We start from the raw sequence: 22,622 nt of genomic DNA on the forward strand, positions 1-22,622 counted from the left end.
GGGCGGGGCTTGAGCTTTCCAGGTATCAGCGGGCCACAGGCCGCTCGCCGAGTAAGCGCTGGTAGCGCTCGGCCATCGAGCTATCGAAGGCAACCAGGACGATTTCCTCCAGGCTGCTGTGCGCCGGGCGTTGCCGGCAGACCTCTTCGACGGCGATGGCCGCGGCCTGCTCCAAGGGATAGCCGTAGATGCCGCAGCTGATGGCGGGGAACGCGACGCTGGCCGCCCCGGCCTGCTCGGCCAGAGCCAGGCTGCGCCGGTAGCAGCTGGCCAGCAGCTCCGCTTCGCCGTTGTCGCCGCCGCGCCAGACCGGGCCGACGGTGTGGATCACGTGGGCCGCCGGCAGACGGAACCCGCGGGTGATCTTCGCCTCGCCGGTCTTGCAACCGTGCAGCAGGCGGCAGGCCGACACCAGCTCGGCGCCGGCGGCGCGGTGGATGGCGCCGTCGACCCCGCCCCCACCGAGCAGCGAGGAGTTCGCCGCGTTGACGATGGCATCCACCGCAAGACGGGTGATGTCCCCCTGCCAGACGCGGACCTCGGTCATTTCACTTCCTGCGGGACTTCCTGTCCGGCGCAGCGCACGGCGTGCTTCCTGTTGTCCACCAGCACGCCGGAAAGGCCCTTCTGCTCGGTGTCGAACAGCACCAGGACGCCATCGATGCACTGCGCGACCTGCTTGGCCGGCTCCAGGGACAGCTTCACATCTTCGCCGGGCAGGCTCTTCAGCATGGTGAAGTCGGCCAGCAACAGGGCGTCCTGCGGCTTGGCGAAATGCAGGTAGCCGTAGTACCAGAGCACGCCGACGGTGACGAAGATGGTACCGATGCCGGTCAGGATGCAGGGGAGTACGTTACGGTCGCTCATGGATTGCCTTCGGGTTTCGCGGATTCGCGGTTCGGGATTTCGGCCAGCCGGCGCAGGCCGGTGAAGCCATGGGGATCGTCGAGGAAGCGCAGCATCACTTCCTGCCAGGTCGCTTCGGCGAAGGTCTGCACGTGGCCGCCTCGGGTCAGTTGCAGGACCTTCGGCGGCCGCGCCTGGCGGTACAGGGCGATGCCGTTCTCGAGGGGCACAATGGTATCGTCGATACTGTGAAAGAACAGCATGGGTGCGCCAGAAAGCCGCGCCACCGAATGGATGGCGCTGTCGTCGTCGGGCACCAGCCAGGACAGCGGCACCTGCAGCGGCCAGGTCAGCCAGGAACCGTCCAGCATGTGCCGGGCGATGCCGCGGTAGCTCGCCGGTACCCCGTCGAACACCAGCGCCTTGAACTGGCCCTGGCGCTGCGGATGCTCGACCAGGTAGTGGATCGCCAGCGCGCCGCCGAGACTCTGCCCCAGCAGCACGCGCTCGGTGCCCTTCACCTCCGGCGCCTGGTCGAGCCAGGCGAACGCCGCGTCGATGTCGCGGTAGACCTCCGGCAGTCCCGGCTCGCCCTCCGACTGGCCGTAGCCGCGATAGTCGAGCATCAGCACCTGGTAGCCCTCGGCGGGCAGCCACCAGGTGCCGCCGAGGTGCCAGGACAGGTTGCCGCCGTTGCCGTGCAGGTAGAGCACGGTGCCTTTCACCGGCACGCCTTTCTTCGCCGGCAGCCACCAGGCACGCAGGCGCACGCCGTCGGCGGTGGTCAGGGTGACGTCGCGGTACTCCAGCCCGGCGCGCGCCGGGGTGATCTGCACCACCGGCTCGGGATAGAACAGCAGCGAACTGCAACCACCGAGGAACAGCGCGCCGAGTACCAGCAGCGGGATCAGCAGGCGCTTCATCCGTTGTTGGTCCTTACCTCTTCGCGGGCGCGAAAGGTGGCGTCGTAGATGCGCCCGGCCAGGCGCGAGAACGGCAGGCTCTGCAGCCAGACGGTGCCGCTGCCCTTGAGGGTGGTCAGCAGCAATCCTTCGCCGCCGAACAGCATGCTCTTCAGGCCGCCGGCCAGTTGCACGTCGTAGTCGATGCCATCGGTGAAGGCCACCAGGCAACCGGTGTCGACCCGCAGCGTCTCGCCATTCAACTGGCGGCGGATCAGCGTACCGCCGGCGTGGACGAAGACCAGGCCATCGCCCTCGAGCTTCTGCAGGATGAAGCCCTCGCCGCCGAAGAAACCGGCGCCCAGGCGCTTGGCGAAGGCGATGCCGACCCGGGTGCCATAGGCCGCGCAGAGGAACGAGTCCTTCTGGCAGAACAGGCGCCCGCCGACATCGTCCAGGTCCACCGCCACCACGCTGCCCGGATAGGGCGCGGCAAAGGCCACGTGCTGCTTGCCCTGGCCTTCGTTGGTGAAGTGGGTCATGAACACCGACTCGCCACCGAGCTTGCGTTTGCCGGCGCTCCACAGCTTGCCCAGCAGGCTGCCGTCGGAGCCGTCGCCCATCCGCGCGGTGAAGCGGATGTCGCCGGTCATGTAGTTCATCGCCCCGGCCTCGGCGATCACGGTTTCCCCGGGATCGAGTTCGATCTCCACGGTCTGCATGGATTCGCCGAGGATGCGGTAGTCGAGTTCGTGGCTGGCCATCGCCGTTCTCCTTGCTTGCCGGCCGACCGCCCGCGCGCACCGGGAAAGACCGGCACGGCGGGGAACGGTCAGAGAATGTTTGCGTAGTCCGCTTCGATGCGGTCCAGGCTGAGGTGGTTGAGGAAGTTCGAGAAGCACATCCAGGCCGACAGCGCGTTGAGGTCGCGGAACTGCGGCGGCAGGTACTTCGGCGGCGCCACCAGGCCCTCGTCCACCAGTTGGCGCAGGGTGCGCATGTCTTCCAGGGTGGTCTTGCCGCAGAACAGCAGGGGGATCTGTTCGAGCTTGCCCTTGCGCACGGCGAGCTGGATGTAGTTGTAGATGAGGATGAAGCCCTTCAGGTAGGACAGGTCCTTGGTGAACGGCAGGCCATCCGGGGTCGAGCCGCGGAAGACCCGGCTGGCGTTCTGGTAGCTGTCCTCCAGGCTGTAGCCCTGCTCGCGATAGAAGTGGAACACGTCGAGGAAATCGGCGCCCTCCTCGGCCATGTGGATCGCCCGGGTGCGATTGGTCAGCTTGCGCAGGCGGGTCGGGTAGGAGGCGAAGGCGATCACCTCCATCAGGATCGCCAGGCCTTCCTGGGTCACGGTGGAGGACGGCGGCCCCTTGGCGAGGAAGGTGCAGATCGGCTGGCTCAGGCCGTTCAGGGTGGTGCCGACGTGCACCAGGCCCTCGTGGACCTCCAGCGCGCGCACGTCGCGCTCGTTGAACAGGGCGTCGGCGCGCACCTTGATGTAGTCGGCGCCGGCCGCCGCGTCGGCGACGATGCCGTCGGACTCGAACACGCGGATGGTGCCCTCCTCCTCGCCGAACACGGTGTTCAGCCGCGCCTGGAGGATCGGCACGACCTCCTTGGCGGTCAGGGTCTTGGGTTCGTCCTTGAGATCGCCGCGGTCGGCGATGTTGTTCAGGTAGTCGGAGAGCATCAGGCCGAGGTCGGCCAGGGTCGGATCACCGGCATGGAAGGCGTCCGAGGCCGAGCCGTAGAGTTCCTGGGAGATCAGCCCGAGGTCCGGGGTGCCGCGCGCCTCGAGCATGCGGATGACCATCCGGTATTCCTTGCACATCCGCCGCATGATCTGCCCGACCGGGTTGAACTGGCCCAACTGGCGGGTGATGTCGCGCTCGATGTTCTGGAATTCCTGCTTCTTGGCGCTGGCGTCGAAGGCCAGCGGGCGGCTGTCGTAGTAGCCGCGGTCGACCTTCGGCGCATGCTTGCCGCGGCCCTTGAGGAAGTCCTGGCGGATCCCGTCGTCCCATTTGATCGCATCCAGCACGCGGATCGGCGTCTGCGCCTCGACGATGCGATCGGACAGGGAGCGGATGATCTTCTGATAGTCGTTCTGCGCCTTGCGCTGGCTCATCGGCAATCTCATTGGGTGACCCGCTGGAAGCGGGCGGCCTCGACGAACACGTCGGAGTTGGCGGGATCGTTCAGGTAGTCGAAGACCTTCGCCAGCGGGCTGCGCACCAGCGCGCCCTTGCCCTGCTCGCTGTCGACGGTCTCGCCGTCGAGCTGGCCGGCGCCGAGGTCCTCGACGATGCGCTCGACGTCGAGGTTGTAGATCACCAGTTCGTCGCCGTCGGTGATCTCGAAGCCGGCGATGACGAAGTTGCCGCCCAGGCTCTTCGGCAGGCCGGCCGACAGGTACCAGCGCTTGCCCTGGTGGGAGACGGTGAAGCCGTAGTCCTCCAGGCTCTCGGTGTTGTCCTTGCTGTCCACGTAGCTGACCGCGCGGTAGACATTGCTGCCGGAACGGGTGATCTCCAGGAATTGTTCTTCCTTCCACTCGTTCTCGCGGCTCCAGGTCCCGAGCAGGTGGCTCGGCGCCGCCTCGCGCGGCGGTATCGGCTCCTTGAAGGTGACCAGGCAACCGCCCAACAGCAGGAAACTCAGGACCACCAGGCAACGCCAGGCTTTCATCACACGCTCCTTAGGAACCCTCCGCAACCTGCGACCGGCTGGCCGAGGGAAGGTTCGGGTATGAAAAACCCCGCCATGGCGGGGTTGACGCTCAGGTCACAGGCCCATGACCAGATTCAGGTACCGTCTGAGTATGGCGCGCATTTCGTCCACGGCCAGTTGCTCGACCCCGTCCACGAGGCCCTGATATTCCATCTGCAGAATAATCGACGTCAACACCTTGGCGTCCTGCTCGGGCTGCCCGGAACCGAGCACCTGGAAGAAATGCACGGCGCCGAGGGAGAGAATCCGCTGGTGGGCATCGGCCAGTTCGCGCAGGCGCGGGTTGAGCAACGCCTCCTGGCGGAAGGCCTGTTCGGCCAGCAGGTGCTCGCGGCGCTCGGTGAGCTGGACCTGGACATACTGCACGGCCAGCTCGACGATCCGTTCCACCAGCGAGCCACGGGCGCCGGGGTCGTCGGCCAGCACCGCGGCCATCTCCTGGAGGTCGCCCTCCACGCTGCTCCAGAACGCCGACAGCGCCTCTGCGTTGCGCTCGACGAAGAGGGCGAAGGTGTCGGTGATGAGATCGTCGATGTCCTTGAAGTAGTAGGTGGTGGCCGACAACGGCACCTGGGCCTCGGCGGCCACCGCGCGGTGGCGCACGGCCCGTACGCCGTCGCGGACGATCAGGCGCATGGCGGCATCGAGAATCGCCTGGCGCCGCTGCTCGCTGCCCTGGCGGCTGGCCTTGCGGCCCTGGTAACGAACGCTTTCGGCTACCGCGCTGGCGGCCTGCGCGGCGCTGTCTCTGGGAGCTACTCGGGACACGGTGTTTCCTCCGCTCGCGGACGATGGGGCATTGTTCGGACTTTTTCGCGTGGAATCAATCGGCCGCTACCGGGGAATCTCCGATCCCACCCGCACCTCCCGTGGTCAGCCGGCGGATCGGCGGCTATCGGCCCCTGGCCCGGCGGCCGGGACACCGCGCGGCCATGAAAAAACCGCCCGAAGGCGGCTTTTCCATGGACTGTTGCGGCGCTCAGGCCTGCGGGCGCATGTGCGGGAACAGGATCACGTCGCGGATCGACGGCGAGTTGGTCAGCAGCATCACCAGGCGGTCGATGCCGATGCCTTCGCCGGCGGTCGGCGGCATGCCGTATTCCAGGGCATTGATGAAGTCGGCGTCGTAGTGCATCGCCTCGTCGTCGCCGGCGTCCTTCTCCTTGACCTGCAACATGAAGCGCTCGGCCTGGTCCTCGGCGTCGTTCAGCTCGGAATAGGCATTGGCGATCTCGCGGCCGCCGATGAACAGCTCGAAGCGGTCGGTGACGCTCGGGTCTTCGTCGTTGCGGCGGGCCAGCGGCGAAACCTCGAAGGGGTAGCGGGTGATGAAGTGCGGCTGCTCCAGCTTGTGCTCCACCAGTTCCTCGAAAATCATCACCTGCAGCTTGCCCAGGCCTTCGTGGCCGAGGACCTTGGCGCCGGCCTTCTTGGCGATGGCCCGCGCCTTCTCGACGTCGTTGAGGTCGGCGGCGCTGATCTCCGGGTTGTACTTGAGGATCGAATCGAACACCGACAGGCGCACGAACGGCTCGCCGAAGTGGAAGACCTTGTCGCCGTAGGGCACGTCGGTGGTACCGAGTACCGCCTGGGCCAGTTCGCGGAACAGTTCCTCGGTCAGGTCCATGTTGTCTTCGTAGTCGGCGTAGGCCTGGTAGAACTCGAGCATGGTGAACTCGGGGTTGTGCCGGGTCGAGACGCCTTCGTTACGGAAGTTGCGGTTGATCTCGAAGACCTTCTCGAAACCGCCGACCACCAGGCGCTTGAGGTACAGCTCCGGGGCGATGCGCAGGAACATGGCCATGTCCAGCGCGTTGTGATGGGTCTCGAACGGCTTGGCCGCGGCACCGCCGGGGATGGTCTGCAGCATCGGGGTCTCCACTTCGAGGAAACCGCGCTCGCTGAGGAAACGGCGGATGTGGGCGATGACCTGGGAGCGCACGCGGAAGGTGTGGCGGGTTTCCTCGTTGACCATCAGGTCGACGTAGCGCTGGCGGTAGCGCTGCTCGGTGTCGGTCAGGCCATGGTGCTTGTCCGGCAGCGGACGCAGCGACTTGGTCAGCAGGCGCACGCTGGTCATGTCGACGTACAGGTCGCCCTTGCCCGAGCGGGCCAGCACGCCTTCGGCGCCGATGATGTCGCCCAGGTCCCAGGTCTTGATCTCGGCCAGGGTTTCTTCCGGCAGGGTCTTGCGGTTGACGTAGACCTGCAGGCGCTCGCTGCTGTCCTGGAGGACGATGAAGGAACCGCGGTTGAGCATGATCCGACCGGCCACCTTGACCGGGATCGCTGCGGCTTCCAGCTCTTCCTTGGTCTTGTCGGCGTACTGTTTCTGCAGGTCCGCGAAGTAGGCGTCGCGGCGGAAGTCGTTGGGGAAGGCGATGGCCCGGGCTTCGCGCACGGCGGCAAGTTTTTCCTTGCGCTGGGCGATCAGCTTGTTTTCTTCCTGTTGCAGTTCGTGCTGGTCGAGTTGTTGGTCGCTCATGGTCTTGGTGGTTCCTGGTTAGGCTCTCTTGCCTGTGGAAACGGATTGCGCAACAGGGGCGAAAAGCGTAGCGAACGCCGGCCAGGCAAGGCGGGAAATGGCGAGGACACGGAGTTCACGATCGTAAAAAACGAGCAGTCCGAACCATTTTCCAACGCGGCCTGGCCAGGCGCAGCAGCTTTACAGCCCCTGTTTGAGGCTGGCTTCGAGGTACTCGTCTAGATCGCCGTCGAGCACCTTGTCGCAGTCGCTGCGTTCGATACCGGTACGCAGGTCCTTGATCCGCGACTGGTCGAGCACGTAGGAGCGGATCTGGTGGCCCCAGCCGATGTCGGACTTGGAGTCCTCCAGGGCCTGGGACGCAGCGGTACGCTTCTGCATTTCCAGCTCGTACAACTTGGCCCGCAGCATCTTCATCGCGGTGTCCTTGTTGGCGTGCTGGGAGCGTTCGTTCTGGCACGCCACCACGGTATTGGTCGGCACGTGGGTGATCCGCACCGCCGAATCGGTGGTGTTCACGTGCTGACCGCCCGCGCCGGAGGAGCGGTAGGTATCGATGCGCAGGTCGGCCGGGTTGATCTCGATCTCGATGTTGTCGTCGATTTCCGGCGATACGAACACCGCGGTGAACGAGGTGTGGCGACGGTTGCCGGAGTCGAACGGACTCTTGCGCACCAGGCGGTGCACGCCGATCTCGGTGCGCAGCCAGCCGAACGCGTACTCGCCCTTGATGTGCACGGTGGCGCCCTTGATGCCGGCGACCTCGCCCTCGGACAGCTCGATGATAGTGGCGTCGAAGCCGTGCTTGTCGGCCCAGCGCAGGTACATGCGCAGCAGCATGTTGGCCCAGTCCTGGGCCTCGGTGCCGCCGGAGCCGGCCTGGATGTCCAGGTAGGCGTTGTTCGGGTCCATCTCGCCGCTGAACATGCGGCGGAACTCCAGCTTCTCGAGGATCTCGCGCAGACGCTCGACTTCGTTGGCAACGTCGTCGACGGCGCCCTCGTCGTCTTCCTCGACCGCCATGTCCAGCAGGTCGCGGGAATCGGCCAGGCCGCTGGTCAGGTCGTCCAGGGTTTCCACCACCTGCGCCAGCTGGGCGCGCTCGCGGCCGAGGTTCTGGGCGTATTCGGGGTTGTTCCAGACGTTGGGGTCTTCGAGCTCGCGGTTTACTTCGACCAGGCGATCATGCTTCTGATCGTAGTCAAAGATACCCCCGAATGGTCTGGGTGCGCTCGGAGAGGTCCTTGATGCTGTTGAGGATCGGGTTGATTTCCATGGCTGGCGCTCACTCGCGGGAAAACGTCGAAAAGCTGCGAAGTATACTGTACTTGCGCCCTGCGGGCAGTACGCCGGCCTCTATTTAATGCCGGCCGGCGACGCATGGCCGCCGCGCGCCACTCAGCCCGCCGGGGCTGGCGGCACCGGCTGTTCCATCAGGCCAACCTGGTTGCGGCCATTGTTCTTGGCCTGGTAGAGCGCCTGGTCGGCCATCTCGATGAGAACCCGGAAGGTCTGTCCGCCGCCGCCCGGCACCAGGGTGCTGACGCCGATGCTGACGGTCAGGTACGAGCCCGGGCGTGGCTGGTCGTGGCTGATCTGCAGGCTCTCCACCGTACGCCGGACCTTTTCCGCCAGCAGCCGCGCGCCGCCCGGCGAGGTGCCCGGCAGGACCATGGCGAACTCCTCGCCGCCATAGCGCGCCGCCAGGTCCGAGGAGCGACTGCAGCCCTCGCGGATGGCCCCGGCGACCTGGCGCAGGGCCTCGTCGCCGGCGACGTGGCCGAAGGTGTCGTTGTAGCTCTTGAAATAGTCCACGTCGATCATCAGCAGCGACAGTTGCGACTGCTCGCGCAGCGAGCGGCGCCACTCCATCTCCAGGTATTCGTCGAAGTGACGACGGTTGGAGAGCCCGGTCAGGCCGTCGGAGTTCATCAGCCGCTGCAGCACCAGGTTGGTCTCCAGCAACTGCTGCTGGCTCTCGCGCAGCGCCCGATAGGCCTCGTCGCGTTGCTGCAGGGCGATGTACGAACGCGAGTGGTAGCGGATCCGCGCCACCAGCTCGATGGCGTCCGGCAGCTTGACCAGGTAGTCGTTGGCGCCGGCGGCGAACGCCGCGCTCTTCACCGTCGGCTCTTCCTTGGTCGACAGGACGATGATCGGGATGTCGCGGGTCGCCGGGTTGCCGCGGTAGGCGGCGAGCAGCGTGAGGCCGTCGACGCCGGGCATCACCAGGTCCTGGAGGATCACCGTCGGCTTGATCTGGTTGGCCACCGCCACCGCCTGCTGCGGATCGGAACAGAAGTGGAAGTCGATGCCCGCCTCGCTCGCCAGCGAGCGACGCACAGCCTCTCCGATCATGGCCTGATCATCGACAAGCAGTACCATGACCGCGCCGTCCAGAGGGGCGCCCAGGTCGGTCTTGCTCTCATGAGGGTTGTGCATGTTTCTCTCCGGGACCGGGGCCCCTCGTATCAAATTGAATGCTGTTCCACGCACCGCCACGGCGGGCGCCGGCGCCTACCCTGGCGCCTGGCCGGACTCGCGCCCGGCTAATCGAATACCTCCGCCAGGCGCGGGGCGATCTTTTCCAGGGAAAGGATCTGCACCGCGGCATCGATCGCCGCCGCGGCCTTCGGCATCCCGTAGACCGCGCAACTGGCCTGGTCCTGGGCGATGGTGAGGAAGCCGCGCTCGCGCATCTGCTTGAGGCCCTGGGCGCCATCGCGGCCCATGCCGGTCAGCAGCACGCCCACGGCATCGCCACGCCAATAATTCGCCACGCTCTCGAAAAACACGTCGATGGACGGCCGGTAGACGAAAGAACGCGGTTCGGCGGTGTACACCAGCGAACCGTTGCGCAGCAGGCGGATGTGATTGTTGGTCCCCGCCAGCAGGATCTGCCCCGGTATCGGCGGCTCGCCATCGCGCGCCAGGCGCACCGGCAGCTTCGATTCGCTGGCCAGCCATTCGGCCATGCCGGCGGCGAATACCTCGTCGACATGCTGCACCAGCACCACCGCGGCATTGAAACTGGCCGGCAGTTGCTTGAGCAACACCGCGAGCGACGCCGGACCGCCAGCCGAGGCGCCGATCGCCACCAGACGCTGGCGCGCCCCGCCGGCCTTCGGCGGCACCACCTGGACCTTGCCACGGTTATCGCGCTGGCCGATCAGCCAGCCGACGTTCTGAATCTTGCGCAACAACGGCGCCGCCGCCGTTTGCGGGTTGCCGATGCCCAGCGCCGGCGTGTTCACCGCATCGAGCGCCCCATATCCCATCGCTTCGAAAACCCGGTGCACATTCTGCTCGATATCGACGGTAACAATCACGATCGCGCAAGGACTTTCCGCCATGATCCGACGAGTTGCCTCGACGCCGTCCATCACCGGCATGAGCAGGTCCATCAGCACCACGTCGGGCGTATCGGCGGCGCACTGGGTCACCGCCTCGGCACCGTTGCTGGCGACCCAGACGATCTGGTGCTGCGGCTCGAAGGCCAGCGCGCGGCGCAGCGCCTCGACGGCCAACGGCATGTCATTGACGATTCCGATCCTCAACCCTGTGCTTCTCCGATCAGGACGACGACGGCATCCAGCAAGGCCTCATCGTGGAAACTGGCCTTCGCCAGATAATAGTCGGCGCCGGCGTCGAGACCGCGCCGACGGTCCTCCTCACGATCCTTGTAGGACACCACCATCACCGGCAGCGACTGCAGGCGGCTGTCGCGACGCACCAGGGTGACCAGTTCGATACCGTCCATGCGCGGCATGTCGATATCGGTGATGAGCAGGTCGAAATGCTCCGAGCGCAGGGCGTTCCAGCCGTCCATGCCATCCACCGCCACTGCCACGTCGTAGCCGCGGCCGAGCAGGAGCTTGCGTTCCAGCTCACGCACCGTGAGCGAGTCGTCGACCACCAGGATGCGCTTGCGTTGCGCCCCGCCGGCCTGCCGCCGGCTGCGATCGATGCGCTCCAGGCGGCCGCTGCTGAGCAACTTGCCGACCGAATGCAGGAGGTCCTCGACGTCCAGGATCAGCACCGGCGAACCGTCGTCCAGCAAGGCGCCGGCGGAAACGTCGCGCACCTTGCCCAGGCGCGGATCGAGAGGCATCACCACCAGGGTACGCTCGCCGACGAAACGCTCCACGGCGACGCCGTAGACCGCATCGCGGTCGCGCACTACCACTACCGGGATAGCCCCTTCGGTGCGGCTGCTCTCGGGCCGCTGCAGCAGTTGCGCAGCCGAGACCAGGCCGACATGGCGACCCTCGTACCAGAAGTGCTGGCGCCCTTCGAGCTGGATGATCTCCTCCGCCTCCAGCTCGCACATGCGCTCGATGTGCGCCAGCGGAAAGGCGTAGGCCTCCTCGCCGATCTCCACCACCAGGCTGCGCACCACGGACAGGGTCAGCGGCACCTCGACGTGGAACAGCGTGCCCTGCCCCTGGCGTTGCTCCATGCGCACGCCGCCACGCAACTGGCGGACCATGTGCTGCACGGCGTCCAGTCCGACGCCGCGACCGGACACCTCGGTGACCTGCTCGCGCATGCTGAAGCCGGGCAGGAAGAGAAACGCCAGGAGTTCCTCCTCGCTCAATTGCGCCGCGGTCTCGGCGGTGGCGAACTGGCGATTGAGCACGGTCTCGCGCAGGCGCTGCAGATCGATGCCGCCGCCGTCGTCGCTCAGTTCCAGGACCAGCATGCCGGCGTGGTGGCGGGCGCGGATGGTGATCCTGCCCTCGGCCGGCTTGCCGGCGGCGAGGCGGGTTTCCGGCGCCTCGATACCGTGATCGACGGCATTGCGCAGCAGGTGGGTGAGCGGCGCTTCGAGTTTTTCCAGGACATCCCGGTCGACCTGGGTGCTTTCGCCCTCGACCAGCAGGCGCACCTGCTTGCCCAGCGAGCGGCCCAGGTCGCGAACCATCCGCGCCTGGCCGCTAAGGACGTCGGCGAACGGTCGCATCCGCGAGGCCAGCGCCGCGTCGTAGAGCACCTGGGCGCGCTGGCCGCCCTGCCAGGCGAACTCGTCGAGATCGGCGATGTGCTGCACCAGCATCTGCTGGCATTCGCCGATCAGTTGCCGCGCCTCGCCGAGCATGGCCTGGGCCTGCGGGTCGAGGGCGGTTTCCTGGACCGTCTCGCGTACCACGTCGAGCGCGCGGCTGGCGCTGGACTGCAGGCGACGCAGGCGTTGCAGGGAATCGGCCAGCGGCTTGATGCGCTGGAACTCCACCAGCGACTTGCTGGAGATATCCAGCAGCCGGTCCAGGCGCTCGGCGGTGACCCGCAGGACCCGGCTGCGGCGCTCCTCGGCCTGTTCGCCGCCCGCCTGCCCGGCGGGCTCCTCGTCGTTGTCGTCGCTGGCGGCCGCTGACGCCGCTGGCGGCGCCTCGGGGGCCGCTTCCGGCAGGCCGGGAGTCGTCGCCGGCAGCTCCGCGCGGGCCAGCGGCAGGCCGCTGCGCACCAGGCCTTCGAGGCGCTGCACCAGACCGTCGATCTCTTCCCGCCCGGCGTCTTCGGCCCAGCCTGCGTCGCCGGCGGGCGGGGTGCCGATACGCAGCAACAGGTCGCAGCCCTGGAGCAACGCATCGATATGTTCCGATTGCAGGAGCAGGCGTCCGTCCTGCGCCTCCACCAGGCAATCCTCCATGACGTGCGCCACGCGCACGCCGGCGTCCAGCCCGACGATCCGCGCCGCGCCTTTCAGCGAGTGCGCGGCGCGCATGCAGGCTTCCAGTTGGTCGGCCTGGGTCGGGCTGCGCTCCAACGCCATCAGGCCGGCGTTGAGCACCTGGGTCTGGGCCTCCGCCTCGAGCCGGAACAGCTCGAGCAGCGACGCGTCTCTCATCTGGTCCGGGGTCATGCCAGGCTCCGCGCTACGGCTTGCAGGAGAGGGCCTTCGTCGAGCAGGGTGATGCTCCGCTCACGCCATTGCAGCACGCCGGCCACGTGCCGGCGCGAGGCCTGGCCGTCGGCGTGGTTGGGCGGCAGTATCCGCGCCAGCGGAATCGCATGGATGCCGTCGACTTCCTCCACCGGCGCCACCACCGGACCGCCGGCGGCGGAAATGATCAGCATGCGCGGAACCACCCGGCGCTCGCTGACCGGCGCGGCGCCGGGTTCGAGATCCAGCAGTTCGCCGAGGGAAAGGCAGGCGACCAGCGCGCCGCGCACGTTGGTCACCCCTTGCAGGGCGCGCGAGCGCTGGTGCGGCAGGGAATGGATAGGATTCATCGGCGCCACTTCCACCAGGCTGCCGGTGGCCAGGCCGAACCACTCTTCGCCCAGGCGGAACACCAGGATCGAACGCGTCTCGCCGAGGTCGCTCTGTTCGCGCTGGCTGTCCATCGTTTCGGCGCTGTCGAGCTGGTCCTGGCGCAGGGCGATGCGGTCCAGCAAGTAGGTCGCCGCGGCAGCGTAAACCTCGCAGTTGCGGCAATGGACATGCTCGGCCAGGCGTTCGCAGGACTTGTCGCCATGCACGCCGATGCGGTTCCAGCAGTCATCCACCTGTTGGGTATCGAGCAAGGTCAGGCTCGCCTCAACCATCTTTGTTCACTCCACGGGCCGCACGTTGCTGCAGGCGCCGGGCGCCGGCATGGTCGCCGCGAGCGGCGAGCAGCGCCGCCAGGTGCGCCAGCGCCTCGGCGTGCTGCGGCTCCAGGTACAGGGCCTTGCGGTAGAAATCCTGGGCTTCCTGCTCCTGCCCGGCGACATCGCTGAGCAGCCCGAGCCAGTAGAAGACCGTGGCCGACGGCCCACGCGCGGCCAGTTGGCGCTCGCAGGCGGCGCGCGCCTCGCGGTGCTGGCCGGCATCCGCCAGGCGGGCGATTTCGTCGAACTCGCCGACGGGACTGGCGAGGGGCTGGCCGCTGGCTGGCGGAACCAGGCTGGACAGCCGCTGGCGCGGTTTCGCCGGTGGCGGCGGCGAAGGCCGAATACTCGCACGCTCCACGGCGGCGGCAACGACCGGGCGCGCTCCGTCGCTCACCGCTTTGGGCCGCGCGCCGCGGGGCGCCTCGCTGGTCCGGCGGAACACGAAAGACAGCGGCACGCCGATCGGCTGCATGCCATGCTGGCTGAGCAGGCTCGCCTCGGCTGGTCCGATGAACATCGCGCCGTCCGGCCGCAACAGGCGCTTGAGCACCTCGACCACCTCGCTCTGGGTCGGGCGGTCGAAATAGATCAGCAGGTTGCGACAGAACACGAAATCGTAGGGTGCCTCGCCCGCCAGTAGCCCGGGATCGAGCAAATTGCCGCAGCGGAAGCGCACCTTGCGGCGAACCTGCTCGGCCAACTGGTAGCCATCGGCAACCTCGCTGAAATGGCGGTCGCGAAACCCCAGTTCATCGCCGCGAAAGGAATTCCTGCCGTACACCCCGAGGCTGGCGCGCTCGATCACCCGAGCGCTGACGTCCAGGGCGTCGACCTCGAACAGGTACTCGGAGAGCCCGGCATCGAGCAAGGCCATGACGATGGAATACGGCTCCTCGCCGGTGGAACAGGGCAGGCTGAGGATCCTTAGCGCGCGTCCGCCGCCCAGGCTCGGCAGGCGCTCGAAGGCCAGCCTGGCGAGGGTGGTGAACGACTCCGGGTAGCGGAAGAACCAGGTCTCCGGCACCACCACCGCTTCGATCAGCGTCTGCACCTCGCCCGGCGAGCCGTTCAGGCGCATCCAGTATTCGTCCTCGTCGTGCAGCGCGAGGCCGCTCATGCGCTGGCGTACCGCGCGCTCGATCACCGCGCTGCCCACCGAGCTGGCATCCAGGCCGATCCTGCTCTTGAGCAGGCGTTCGAAGCGATCGTTCATGCCGCCCCCTCGCCGCACTCCGGCGGGAACAGCAGGGCGCGCACTTCGTCGGGCAGCAATGCCTCGACCCGCACCCATTGCACCAGTCCCCGTGGTCCTTCATAGACCGGGCCGAGATAGCGGGCCCCGCCGTTGTCCAGGCCATAGTCGCGGAACGCCGACGGTTCGCAGCGCAGGGTATCGGTGGCCTGTTCGAGGATCAGTCCGAGCCAGACCGGCTCTCGGTCCTGGCGGGCGCGGTATTCGACCAGCACGATGCGCGTGCTGGTGCGGGCCAGCGCCGCGCGGCCGAAGGCCATTGCGCAGAGGTCGAGCACCGGGACCAGGACGCCGCGATGGGAGAACACCCCGGCGACCCATTCCGGCGCCTCCGGAATGCGCTTCAGGCGCAGCAGCGGCAGCACTTCGACCACTTCGCGGGCATCCAGGGCATAGCGGTCGCCTTCCATGCGGAACAGCAGGAACAGCTTGCTGGTGCGTCGATGATCGCCGGTGGAGCGGGACACGGTCACAGCCTCAGACTTTGAAGCGGGATACGCCGTTGCGCAGCCCGTTCGCCACCAGGTTCAGCTCATCGATGGCGAAGCTGGCCTGGCGCAGCGACTCCACGGTCTGCCCGGTGGCCTCGCCCAGTTGCACCAGCGCCTGGTTGATCTGCTCGGCACCGGTCGCCTGGGCCTGCATGCCCTCGTTGACCATCTGCACCCGCGGCGCCAGCGCCTGCACCTGCTGGATGATCTGCGACAGTTGCTCGCCGACCTGGCCGACCTCGGCGATACCGCGGCGGACCTCCTCGGAGAACTTGTCCATGCCCATCACCCCGGCCGATACCGCCGACTGGATCTCGCGCACCATCTGCTCGATATCGTAGGTGGCGACCGCGGTCTGGTCCGCCAGCCGGCGCACCTCGGTGGCCACCACGGCGAACCCGCGGCCGTACTCGCCGGCCTTCTCCGCCTCGATGGCGGCGTTCAGCGAGAGCAGGTTGGTCTGGTCGGCGACCTTGACGATGGTGGTGACCACCTGGTTGATGTTGCCGGCCTTCTCGTTGAGGATCGCCAGCTTGGCGTTGACCAGGTCGGCCGCGCCCATCACGTGGTGCATGGTTTCCTCCATGCGCGCCAGGCCCAACTGGCCGGAACCGGCCAGGGTCGAAGTCTGCTCGGCGGCGCCGGAGACTTCGCTCATGGTCCGCACCAGGTCGCGCGAGGTGGCGGCGATCTCGCGAGAAGTGGCGCCGATCTCCGTGGTGGTCGCGGCGGTTTCGGTGGCGGTGGCCTGCTGCTGCTTGGAGGTCGCGGCGATCTCGGTGACCGAGGTGGTGACCTGCACCGAAGAACGCTGGGCCTGCGACACCAGGCCCTTGAGTTCCTCGGCCATGCCATTGAAACCGGTCTCGATGGCGCCGAACTCGTCGCGGCGGCCAAGGTTCAGGCGCGCGGTGAGGTCGCCGCCGGCCATCAGGTCGAGGCTGCGGACGATCTTCTGGATCGGCTGGGTGATCGCCCGCAACAGCAGGAACCCGCAGATGCCGGCTACCACCACCGCCAGCAACAGGGTCACCAGCATGCTCAGTTCGGCGTCGTCCACCGCGTTGACGATGTTCTCCGAGGCGCGATCGGCGATGTCCTTGTTCAGCTCGATCAGCTCGTTGAGGTACTTGCGACCGTCGCGCCAGTGCTCGGTCAACGGGCCGGCGACGAGCTTGCCGGCTTCTTCGAAGCGTTTCTCGCGATACAGCTCGAGCACCTTGTCGTGCTGCTCCAGGTAGGCCTTGCGCACACCCAGGAAACCGGCGAGCAGTTCGTGGTCGCGGGCCTCGTCCGGGTTCATGGTCTTCTGGTAGGAGGCGATCTGCTGGTCCAGGCGCTCCTCGCTGGCAAGGATGCTGTCAGCCTCGGCCTTGCTCAGCTCGTGGTCGTCGGTGACGCCGAACAGTTCCTGGGTCTGCAGGTAGTTGTCGGTCCACGAACTGCGTACCAGGGTGATGAAGTACATCCCCGGCATGGCGTCGTCCTGGACACGGTAGGCGCCCTTTTCCACCGTCAACATCTTCACGTACGCAGTAGCGGCCATCAGCAGCATGATCGCGATGATCACGGCGAAACTTGCCAGGATTCGCTGGCGAACAGTCCAGTTCTTCACATTTTTCCCCAAGACTCGAGTCCGGATTCGTTCCTGCCGCCACAACGGCCCGTCAATCGCGCGGACTGTATAGGCCGTCCCCGGCACCGGCAAGCAGCGCCATAGGGTTTTCCCGCTATTGTAGGCGCTGGAAAGGCGTTTTTTGACGCCAGAAGTGTGGCAGAAAGACAAAGAAAGAAAACTGGCAAGCCAGACTTTTCTGAGAAGACAGGCACATCACGGAGGGAATGAGCGCCCCGTCCCCATGCCGGGAACGGGGCGCGCTTTCACCGGTGGATATCGGTATGGCGGGTTTCGCGGAGGAACAGCAAGGCGCAGACCAGGCTGCCGCCGGTGATCAGCACCGGATACCAGAGGCCGTAGAAGATGTCGCCGGTGTACACCACCAGGGCGAACGAGACCGTGGGCAGGAAGCCGCCGAACCAGCCGTTGCCGATGTGGTACGGCAGGGACAGCGAGGAATAGCGGATGCGGGTCGGGAACAGTTCGACCATCAGCGCCGCCAGCGGGCCGTAGCAGAGGGTGGAGATCAGTACCAGGGCGAAGATGATGGCGATCACCATCGGCTTGTTCACCTGGCTACCGTCGGCCTGCTGCGGGTAGCCTGCCGCCTTCACCGCGGCCGCCATCGCTTCGGCGTCGAAGCCGGCGATCTCGGTTTCGCCGACCCGTATCCTGACGTCGCTGCCGGCGGGCGCCGCCACCGTCGAGTAGGGCAGGCCGGCCTTGACCAGGAAGGTCTTGACCTTGTCGCAGGGGCTGTCGAAGGTCGCCTTGCCCACCGGGTCGAACTGGAAGGTGCAGGTCGCCGGGTCGGCCACCACGCTGATCGGCGACTGCCGGCTGGCCTGGTCGATGGCCGGATTGGCGTAGTGGGTCAAGCCCTTGAACAGCGGGAAGTAGAACAGCGTGGCGAGCAGCAGGCCGGCCAGCAGCACCGGCTTGCGGCCGATGCGGTCGGACAGCCAGCCGGCGACGATGAAGAACGGCGCGCCAAGCACCAGGGCGACGATCAGCAGACCGTTGGCGGTGCCGCCATCGACCTTGAGCACCTGGGTGAGGAAGAACAGCACGTAGAACTGCGCCGTGTAGAAGGTCACCGCCTGGCCGGCATTGATGCTGAACAGCGCGGTCAGCACCACCTTGAGGTTGCCCCACTGGGTGAAGGACTCGCGCAGCGGCGCCTTGCTGACCTTGCCCTCCGCCTTCATCTTGAGGAACGCCGGCGACTCGCGCATGGACAGGCGGATCCAGGTGGAAATGCCCAGCAGGACGATGGACAGCAGGAATGGCAGGCGCCAGCCCCAGGTCTCGAACTCGTCGCCGGTCAACTGGCGGCAAGCCAGGATCACCAGCAGCGAGAGCAACAGGCCGAGGGTCGCGGTGGACTGGATCCAACTGGTGTAGCTACCGCGCTTGTTCGCCGGGGCGTGCTCGGCGACGTAGATCGCCGCGCCGCCGTACTCGCCGCCCAGGGCCAGGCCCTGGAGCATGCGCAAGGTGACCAGGATGATCGGCGCGGCGACACCGATCGAGGCATAGGTGGGCAGCAGGCCGACGGCGAAGGTCGACAGCCCCATCAGCAGGATGGTCACCAGGAAGGTGTACTTGCGCCCGATCATGTCGCCCAGGCGGCCGAACACCAGCGCGCCGAAGGGCCGCACCAGGAAGCCGGCGGCGAAGGCCATCAGGGCGAAGATGAAGGCGGTGGTGTCGTTGACGCCGGCGAAGAACTGCTTGCTGATCACCGCCGCCAGGGCGCCGTAGAGGAAGAAGTCGTACCACTCGAAGACCGTGCCCAGCGAGGAGGCGAAGATCACCTTGCGCTCCTCCTGGGGCGTGGTCGCAGGCACTGTGTAGGAAGGGGTCGTTGCGTACTCGGTCATTGCGGCTCTCCCGCCCCTTGTGGGGGCTCTTATTGTTGTCTGCCATTTCCGTTTTCAGCGTCGACCGCTGCGGCGCCGGGCGCCACGCGATACGGGGTGTAGCGATCCTCAGGCCTCCACCGCCTCCTTGCCGCCGGTAGCCATGGCGCTTTCGACGACCTGCGGCGCGGCCTCGCGGCGGCGCTCGGCGAGAATCATCTGCGCCGCCTTCTCGGCGATCACCAGCACCGGCGAACAGGTGTTGCCGGAGGTCAGGCTGGGCATGATCGAGGCATCGGCGATACGCAGGCCGGGGATTCCGTGCACCCTCAATTGCGCATCCACCACCGCTTGCGGCCCCTGGCCCATGCGGCAGGTGCCGGCAGGGTGGAAGATGGTGGTGCCGATCTCCGCCGCGGCGCGCTGCAGATCCTCTTCGCTGCGGTATTCCGGGCCGGGCTTGTACTCCTGCGGACGGAAGGCGGCCAGCGCCGGCGCGGCGGCGATGCGGCGGGTCAGGCGTATGGCGTCGGCAGCGACCTTCAGGTCGCGCGGATCGCTCAGGTAGTTGGGCTGGATCGACGGCGCCTCGCCCGGGTCGAGCGAGCGGATGCGCACCGTTCCCCGGCTGTGCGGACGCAGGTCGCAGACCGACGCGGTGAACGCCGGGAAGGCATGCAGCGGCTCGCCGAAGCGATCCAGCGAGAGCGGCTGGACGTGGTATTCGAGGTTGGCCGAGGGCTGCTGCGGATCGGAGCGGGCGAAGGCGCCCAGTTGGCTCGGCGCCATCGACAACGGCCCGCTGCGGCTCGCCAGGTAGCGCAGGCCCATGCCCAGCTTGCCCCATAGGCTGCCGGCGATCTGGTTGAGGGTGGGAACGCCGTCGACCTTGTAGATCATGCGCAGTTGCAGGTGATCCTGGAGGTTACCGCCGACCCCGGGCAACTCGTGGACGACCCCGGCACCGAGCCGCTCCAGCAGGTCCCGCGGGCCGATCCCGGAGCGTTGCAGCAGGCACGGCGAACCGATCGCGCCAGCGCTCAGGACGATCTCGCGGCGCGCCTCGAAGCGCTGCTCGCGGCCCTGCCAACGGACCGACAGGGCCCTGGCGCGGCCGTCCTCGAGGAGCACCCGCTGGACTTCGGCATGGGTCAGAACCGTCAGGTTGGCGCGCTGGGCGATGCCGCGCAGGAAGCCTTTCGAGGCATTCCAGCGCACCCCGCCGCGCTGGTTGACCTGGAAGTAGCCGCAGCCTTCGTTGTCGCCACCGTTGAAATCCTCGACGCTGGCGATTCCGGTCTGCGCCGCCGCCTGCTGGAAGGCATCGAGCAGCTTCCAGGAGAGCCGCTGGCGTTCTACCCGCCATTCGCCGCCGGCGCCGTGCATTTCGCTGGTCCCGGCGAAATGGTCCTCCATCCTGCGGAACAGCGGCAGCAGCTCTCTCCAGCTCCAGCCCGGATTGCCTTCGGCCACCCACTGGTCGTAGTCGCGGGCCTGGCCACGCATGTAGATCATGCCATTGATCGAGGAGCATCCTCCGAGCACCTTGCCGCGCGGGTACTTCAGGGAACGACCGTTGAGCCCGGGGACCTCGTCGGTGTCGAAGCACCAGTCGGTACGCGGGTTGCCGATGCAGTAGAGGTAGCCGACGGGAATGTGGATCCAGGGATAGTTGTCCGGACCGCCGGCTTCCAGCAGCAGGACACGGTTGGCAGGGTCGGCGGAAAGCCGGTTGGCCAGCAGGCAGCCGGCAGGTCCGGCGCCGACGATGAGGTAGTCGTAGGTATCCAGTACCTCGGGCATGGCGAGCCTCGTCTTGTCGTTCTTGTGATGGGCCGTCGGACCTGCGGATGACCGGCAAGTCTCGAACGGCTTGAGGCTAGTCGTTCATTCGCGATAAAAAAACAAACGTTTCGGGGCAGCTATTGTTCGTTTTCTAACAACGCCCCCTCGGCCCGGCAGAAGGCGCTCCCCATGTTCGACTGGAATGACCTGCGTTTCTTCCTCGAGTTGCAGCGCAGCGGTCGCCTGCTGACCGCCGCCAAGCGTCTCGGCACCACTCACGCCACGGTGGCCCGGCACATCGAGAACATCGAGCGCGACCTCGGCACCCAACTGTTCGCCCAGCACACCGGCGGCTACCAGTTGACTCCGGCCGGCCAGGCGCTGCTCAAGCACGCCGAGGCGATGGAGAACACCGCGCTGCTCGCCCAGGAAGAAATGAGCCAGAGCATCTCGCCGCTGGGGCAGATCCGCATCGGCGTCACCGAAGGCCTCGGCAGCGTCTTCCTCGCTCCGCGCCTGGCGCAATTGATGCGCCACTACCCGGGCCTGGAGGTCGAGCTGGTCTCGGTGCCGCGCTTCGTCAGCATCACCAACCGCGAAGCGGACATCGCCATCTCCCTAGACCGGCCGAGCGCCGACCTGGTGATCACCCGCCTGCTGACCCGCTATCGCCTGGCGTTGTTCGCCAGCCCCGCCTACCTGGAACAGGCGCCGCCGCTACGCGACCGCGACGACCTCGGCAGGCACCAGTGGATCGGCTACGTCGACGACCTGCTGTTCAGCCAGGAACTGATGTTCCACCACAGTTTCTGCCGCCACCCGCAGGTCGTGTTCCGCAGCACCAGCGTGGTCGCCCAGCAGCAGGCGGCACAGGCCGGCATCGGCCTGGCGATCCTGCCGCACTTCATGGGTAGCCGCGATCCGTTGCTGGTACCGGTGCTACCCGAGGAAAGCATCCAGCGCGAGTACTGGATGAGCACTCGGCGGGAGCTGCACCGCTCGGTGCGCCTGCGGGTGGTCTGGGACTTCCTGCTGGAGCTGTGCCAGCGCGAGCGGGAGGTTCTGCTCGGCCCTTCGGCGACGCCGCCGCCATGATGGCGGCGGTTATCCGCGGAGCGACGCTCCGCCGTCTCAGGCCAGGCGCTGCAGCGCCTGTCTGGCCTGGTTCTCCAGCTCCAGCTTGAACGACGGCTCCAGGCGCAGCTGCCGCGCCAGCTCCTCGAGGTAGGAGCGCTCCATGAAGCTTTCCTCGTCGACCATCAGCAGGCTGGCCAGGTACATCTCCGCGGCGATCTCCGGGGTGCTCGCGGCACGGGCGATCTCGGCCGGATCCAGCGGCTTGTTCAGCTCGCGCTCCAGCCAGCCCTGCACCTCGCGGTCGCTGGTCAGCTTGGCCACCTCGCCTTCGATCATCTGCCGTTCGCGCTCGTCGATGTGGCCGTCGGCCTTGGCCGCACCGACGATGGCCTGGAGGATCGCGTGGCTATGCACTTCGGCCTGGGCTTCCGGCAGGCGGTCGACGGTCTGCGGCTGCGCCTGCGGCGCGGCGCCGCTCTGTTGCTGCTGCCAGTTGTTGTAGGCCTTGTAGGCGATCACCCCGAGCGCGGCAAGGCCGCCGTAGGTGATCGCCTTGCCGCCGAACTTGCGCGCCTTCTTGTTTCCCAGCAGCAGGCCGATGGCGCCAGCCGCCAGGGCTCCGCCGCCGGCGCCGGAAAGCAGGCTGCCGAGCTGTCCGCCACCGCTGGCGCCGGGCTTGCCGCCGGTCTTGTTCTGCAACATTTCCTGCCCGGACTTGAGCAATTGGTCGAGCAAACCACGGGTATTCATGAGGAGCCTCCAGGACGTTCGGTAACAACCGGATTCGACCGACTCTAGCCCTTCGCGTCCGCGCTGCCCGCCGGGAGTTTGCTTCGAGATATTGCCGGCCTCCGCGGACACCGTGGCAAAGCGCGACGCATGTCACATTTCTCCAGATAGAGGCCTAGTGCCAGCAGAAAGCCCTTCGACGCGCCGGCATGGCCCTCTAAACTCCGCGCCCGCCCGCGACTGCGGGT

The 22,622-nt window shown here is 67.0% G+C and carries 20 protein-coding genes; 1 reads left to right on the forward strand and 19 read right to left on the reverse strand.

The features are described from left to right. Positions 1-25: 25 nt before the first annotated feature. The 18 genes from HMPREF2581_RS01450 to HMPREF2581_RS01535 all read right to left on the reverse strand — a co-directional run bounded on the left by HMPREF2581_RS01450 (position 26) and on the right by HMPREF2581_RS01535 (position 20,586). The gene (locus HMPREF2581_RS01450; protein ID WP_003137969.1) at positions 26-547 is read right to left on the reverse strand and encodes an O-acetyl-ADP-ribose deacetylase; all 522 of its coding nucleotides are present in this window, start codon (positions 545-547) and stop codon (positions 26-28) included. After that, on the reverse strand, positions 544-867 hold the full coding sequence (locus HMPREF2581_RS01455; protein WP_003092509.1) for a PA3694 family proteiin: 324 nt from the start codon (positions 865-867) through the stop codon (positions 544-546). Before HMPREF2581_RS01455 ends, HMPREF2581_RS01450 begins: the two co-directional genes overlap by 4 nt. Beyond that, entirely contained in the window at positions 864-1,769 is a 906-nt protein-coding gene (locus HMPREF2581_RS01460; protein WP_003110625.1) for an alpha/beta hydrolase, read from the reverse strand. Before HMPREF2581_RS01460 ends, HMPREF2581_RS01455 begins: the two co-directional genes overlap by 4 nt. After that, positions 1,766-2,512, reverse strand: coding sequence for a TIGR00266 family protein (locus tag HMPREF2581_RS01465; RefSeq protein ID WP_003092512.1), 747 nt, complete (start codon positions 2,510-2,512; stop codon positions 1,766-1,768). Before HMPREF2581_RS01465 ends, HMPREF2581_RS01460 begins: the two co-directional genes overlap by 4 nt. Positions 2,513-2,580: 68 nt before the next feature. Then, entirely contained in the window at positions 2,581-3,876 is a 1,296-nt protein-coding gene (locus HMPREF2581_RS01470) for a flavohemoglobin expression-modulating QEGLA motif protein (protein WP_003092515.1), read from the reverse strand. An 8-nt stretch (positions 3,877-3,884) separates the two neighbouring features. Then, positions 3,885-4,436 (reverse strand): hypothetical protein, encoded by a 552-nt coding sequence (locus HMPREF2581_RS01475; RefSeq protein ID WP_003137968.1) that lies wholly within the window; start codon positions 4,434-4,436, stop codon positions 3,885-3,887. 96 nt (positions 4,437-4,532) lie between these two features. Beyond that, positions 4,533-5,246 (reverse strand): TetR/AcrR family transcriptional regulator, encoded by a 714-nt coding sequence (locus tag HMPREF2581_RS01480; RefSeq protein WP_003092520.1) that lies wholly within the window; start codon positions 5,244-5,246, stop codon positions 4,533-4,535. 211 nt (positions 5,247-5,457) lie between these two features. Then, a complete protein-coding gene (gene lysS, locus HMPREF2581_RS01485; protein WP_003092523.1) occupies positions 5,458-6,963 on the reverse strand; it encodes a lysine--tRNA ligase in 1,506 nt (501 codons plus the stop codon). 180 nt (positions 6,964-7,143) lie between these two features. Continuing rightward, a protein-coding gene (gene prfB, locus HMPREF2581_RS01490) for a peptide chain release factor 2 (RefSeq protein ID WP_010895661.1) occupies positions 7,144-8,239 on the reverse strand; the annotation gives its coding sequence in 2 pieces (ribosomal slippage) (positions 7,144-8,166 and positions 8,168-8,239; 1,095 coding nt in all). Positions 8,240-8,361: 122 nt separating this feature from the next. Further along, entirely contained in the window at positions 8,362-9,405 is a 1,044-nt protein-coding gene (gene wspR / locus HMPREF2581_RS01495; RefSeq protein WP_003092531.1) for a Wsp signal transduction system regulator diguanylate cyclase WspR, read from the reverse strand. A 107-nt stretch (positions 9,406-9,512) separates the two neighbouring features. Further along, the gene (gene wspF / locus HMPREF2581_RS01500; RefSeq protein WP_003092534.1) at positions 9,513-10,520 is read right to left on the reverse strand and encodes a Wsp signal transduction system protein-glutamate methylesterase WspF; all 1,008 of its coding nucleotides are present in this window, start codon (positions 10,518-10,520) and stop codon (positions 9,513-9,515) included. Continuing rightward, complete coding sequence (wspE, locus tag HMPREF2581_RS01505; RefSeq protein ID WP_003137967.1) at positions 10,517-12,826, reverse strand: Wsp signal transduction system sensor histidine kinase WspE; 2,310 nt, start codon at positions 12,824-12,826, stop codon at positions 10,517-10,519. The genes wspF and wspE overlap by 4 nt, the downstream gene beginning before the upstream one ends. Further along, positions 12,823-13,512 (reverse strand): chemotaxis protein CheW, encoded by a 690-nt coding sequence (locus tag HMPREF2581_RS01510; protein ID WP_003103738.1) that lies wholly within the window; start codon positions 13,510-13,512, stop codon positions 12,823-12,825. The genes wspE and HMPREF2581_RS01510 overlap by 4 nt, the downstream gene beginning before the upstream one ends. Continuing rightward, positions 13,505-14,773, reverse strand: coding sequence for a CheR family methyltransferase (locus HMPREF2581_RS01515; RefSeq protein ID WP_003137966.1), 1,269 nt, complete (start codon positions 14,771-14,773; stop codon positions 13,505-13,507). Before HMPREF2581_RS01515 ends, HMPREF2581_RS01510 begins: the two co-directional genes overlap by 8 nt. Continuing rightward, positions 14,770-15,285, reverse strand: coding sequence for a chemotaxis protein CheW (locus tag HMPREF2581_RS01520; RefSeq protein ID WP_003137965.1), 516 nt, complete (start codon positions 15,283-15,285; stop codon positions 14,770-14,772). The genes HMPREF2581_RS01515 and HMPREF2581_RS01520 overlap by 4 nt, the downstream gene beginning before the upstream one ends. A 4-nt stretch (positions 15,286-15,289) precedes the next feature. Then, positions 15,290-16,918, reverse strand: coding sequence for a Wsp signal transduction system chemoreceptor WspA (gene wspA / locus HMPREF2581_RS01525; RefSeq protein ID WP_003092544.1), 1,629 nt, complete (start codon positions 16,916-16,918; stop codon positions 15,290-15,292). Positions 16,919-17,184: 266 nt separating this feature from the next. Then, complete coding sequence (locus HMPREF2581_RS01530; protein WP_003109626.1) at positions 17,185-18,804, reverse strand: MFS transporter; 1,620 nt, start codon at positions 18,802-18,804, stop codon at positions 17,185-17,187. Between the two features lie 108 nt (positions 18,805-18,912). Then, a complete protein-coding gene (locus tag HMPREF2581_RS01535; protein WP_003137963.1) occupies positions 18,913-20,586 on the reverse strand; it encodes a GMC family oxidoreductase in 1,674 nt (557 codons plus the stop codon). Positions 20,587-20,757: 171 nt separating this feature from the next. Here HMPREF2581_RS01535 and HMPREF2581_RS01540 point away from each other — a divergent pair, with 171 nt between their 5' ends. Then, on the forward strand, positions 20,758-21,663 hold the full coding sequence (locus tag HMPREF2581_RS01540) for a LysR family transcriptional regulator (protein WP_003092552.1): 906 nt from the start codon (positions 20,758-20,760) through the stop codon (positions 21,661-21,663). A gap of 36 nt (positions 21,664-21,699) precedes the next feature. Here the strand turns inward: HMPREF2581_RS01540 and HMPREF2581_RS01545 are convergent, their stop codons facing one another. Then, complete coding sequence (locus HMPREF2581_RS01545; protein ID WP_003137961.1) at positions 21,700-22,395, reverse strand: tellurite resistance TerB family protein; 696 nt, start codon at positions 22,393-22,395, stop codon at positions 21,700-21,702. Positions 22,396-22,622 lie beyond the last annotated feature (227 nt).

This window comes from Pseudomonas sp. HMSC057H01 (assembly GCF_001836405.1).
Classification (GTDB): Bacteria; Pseudomonadota; Gammaproteobacteria; order Pseudomonadales; family Pseudomonadaceae; genus Pseudomonas; species Pseudomonas aeruginosa.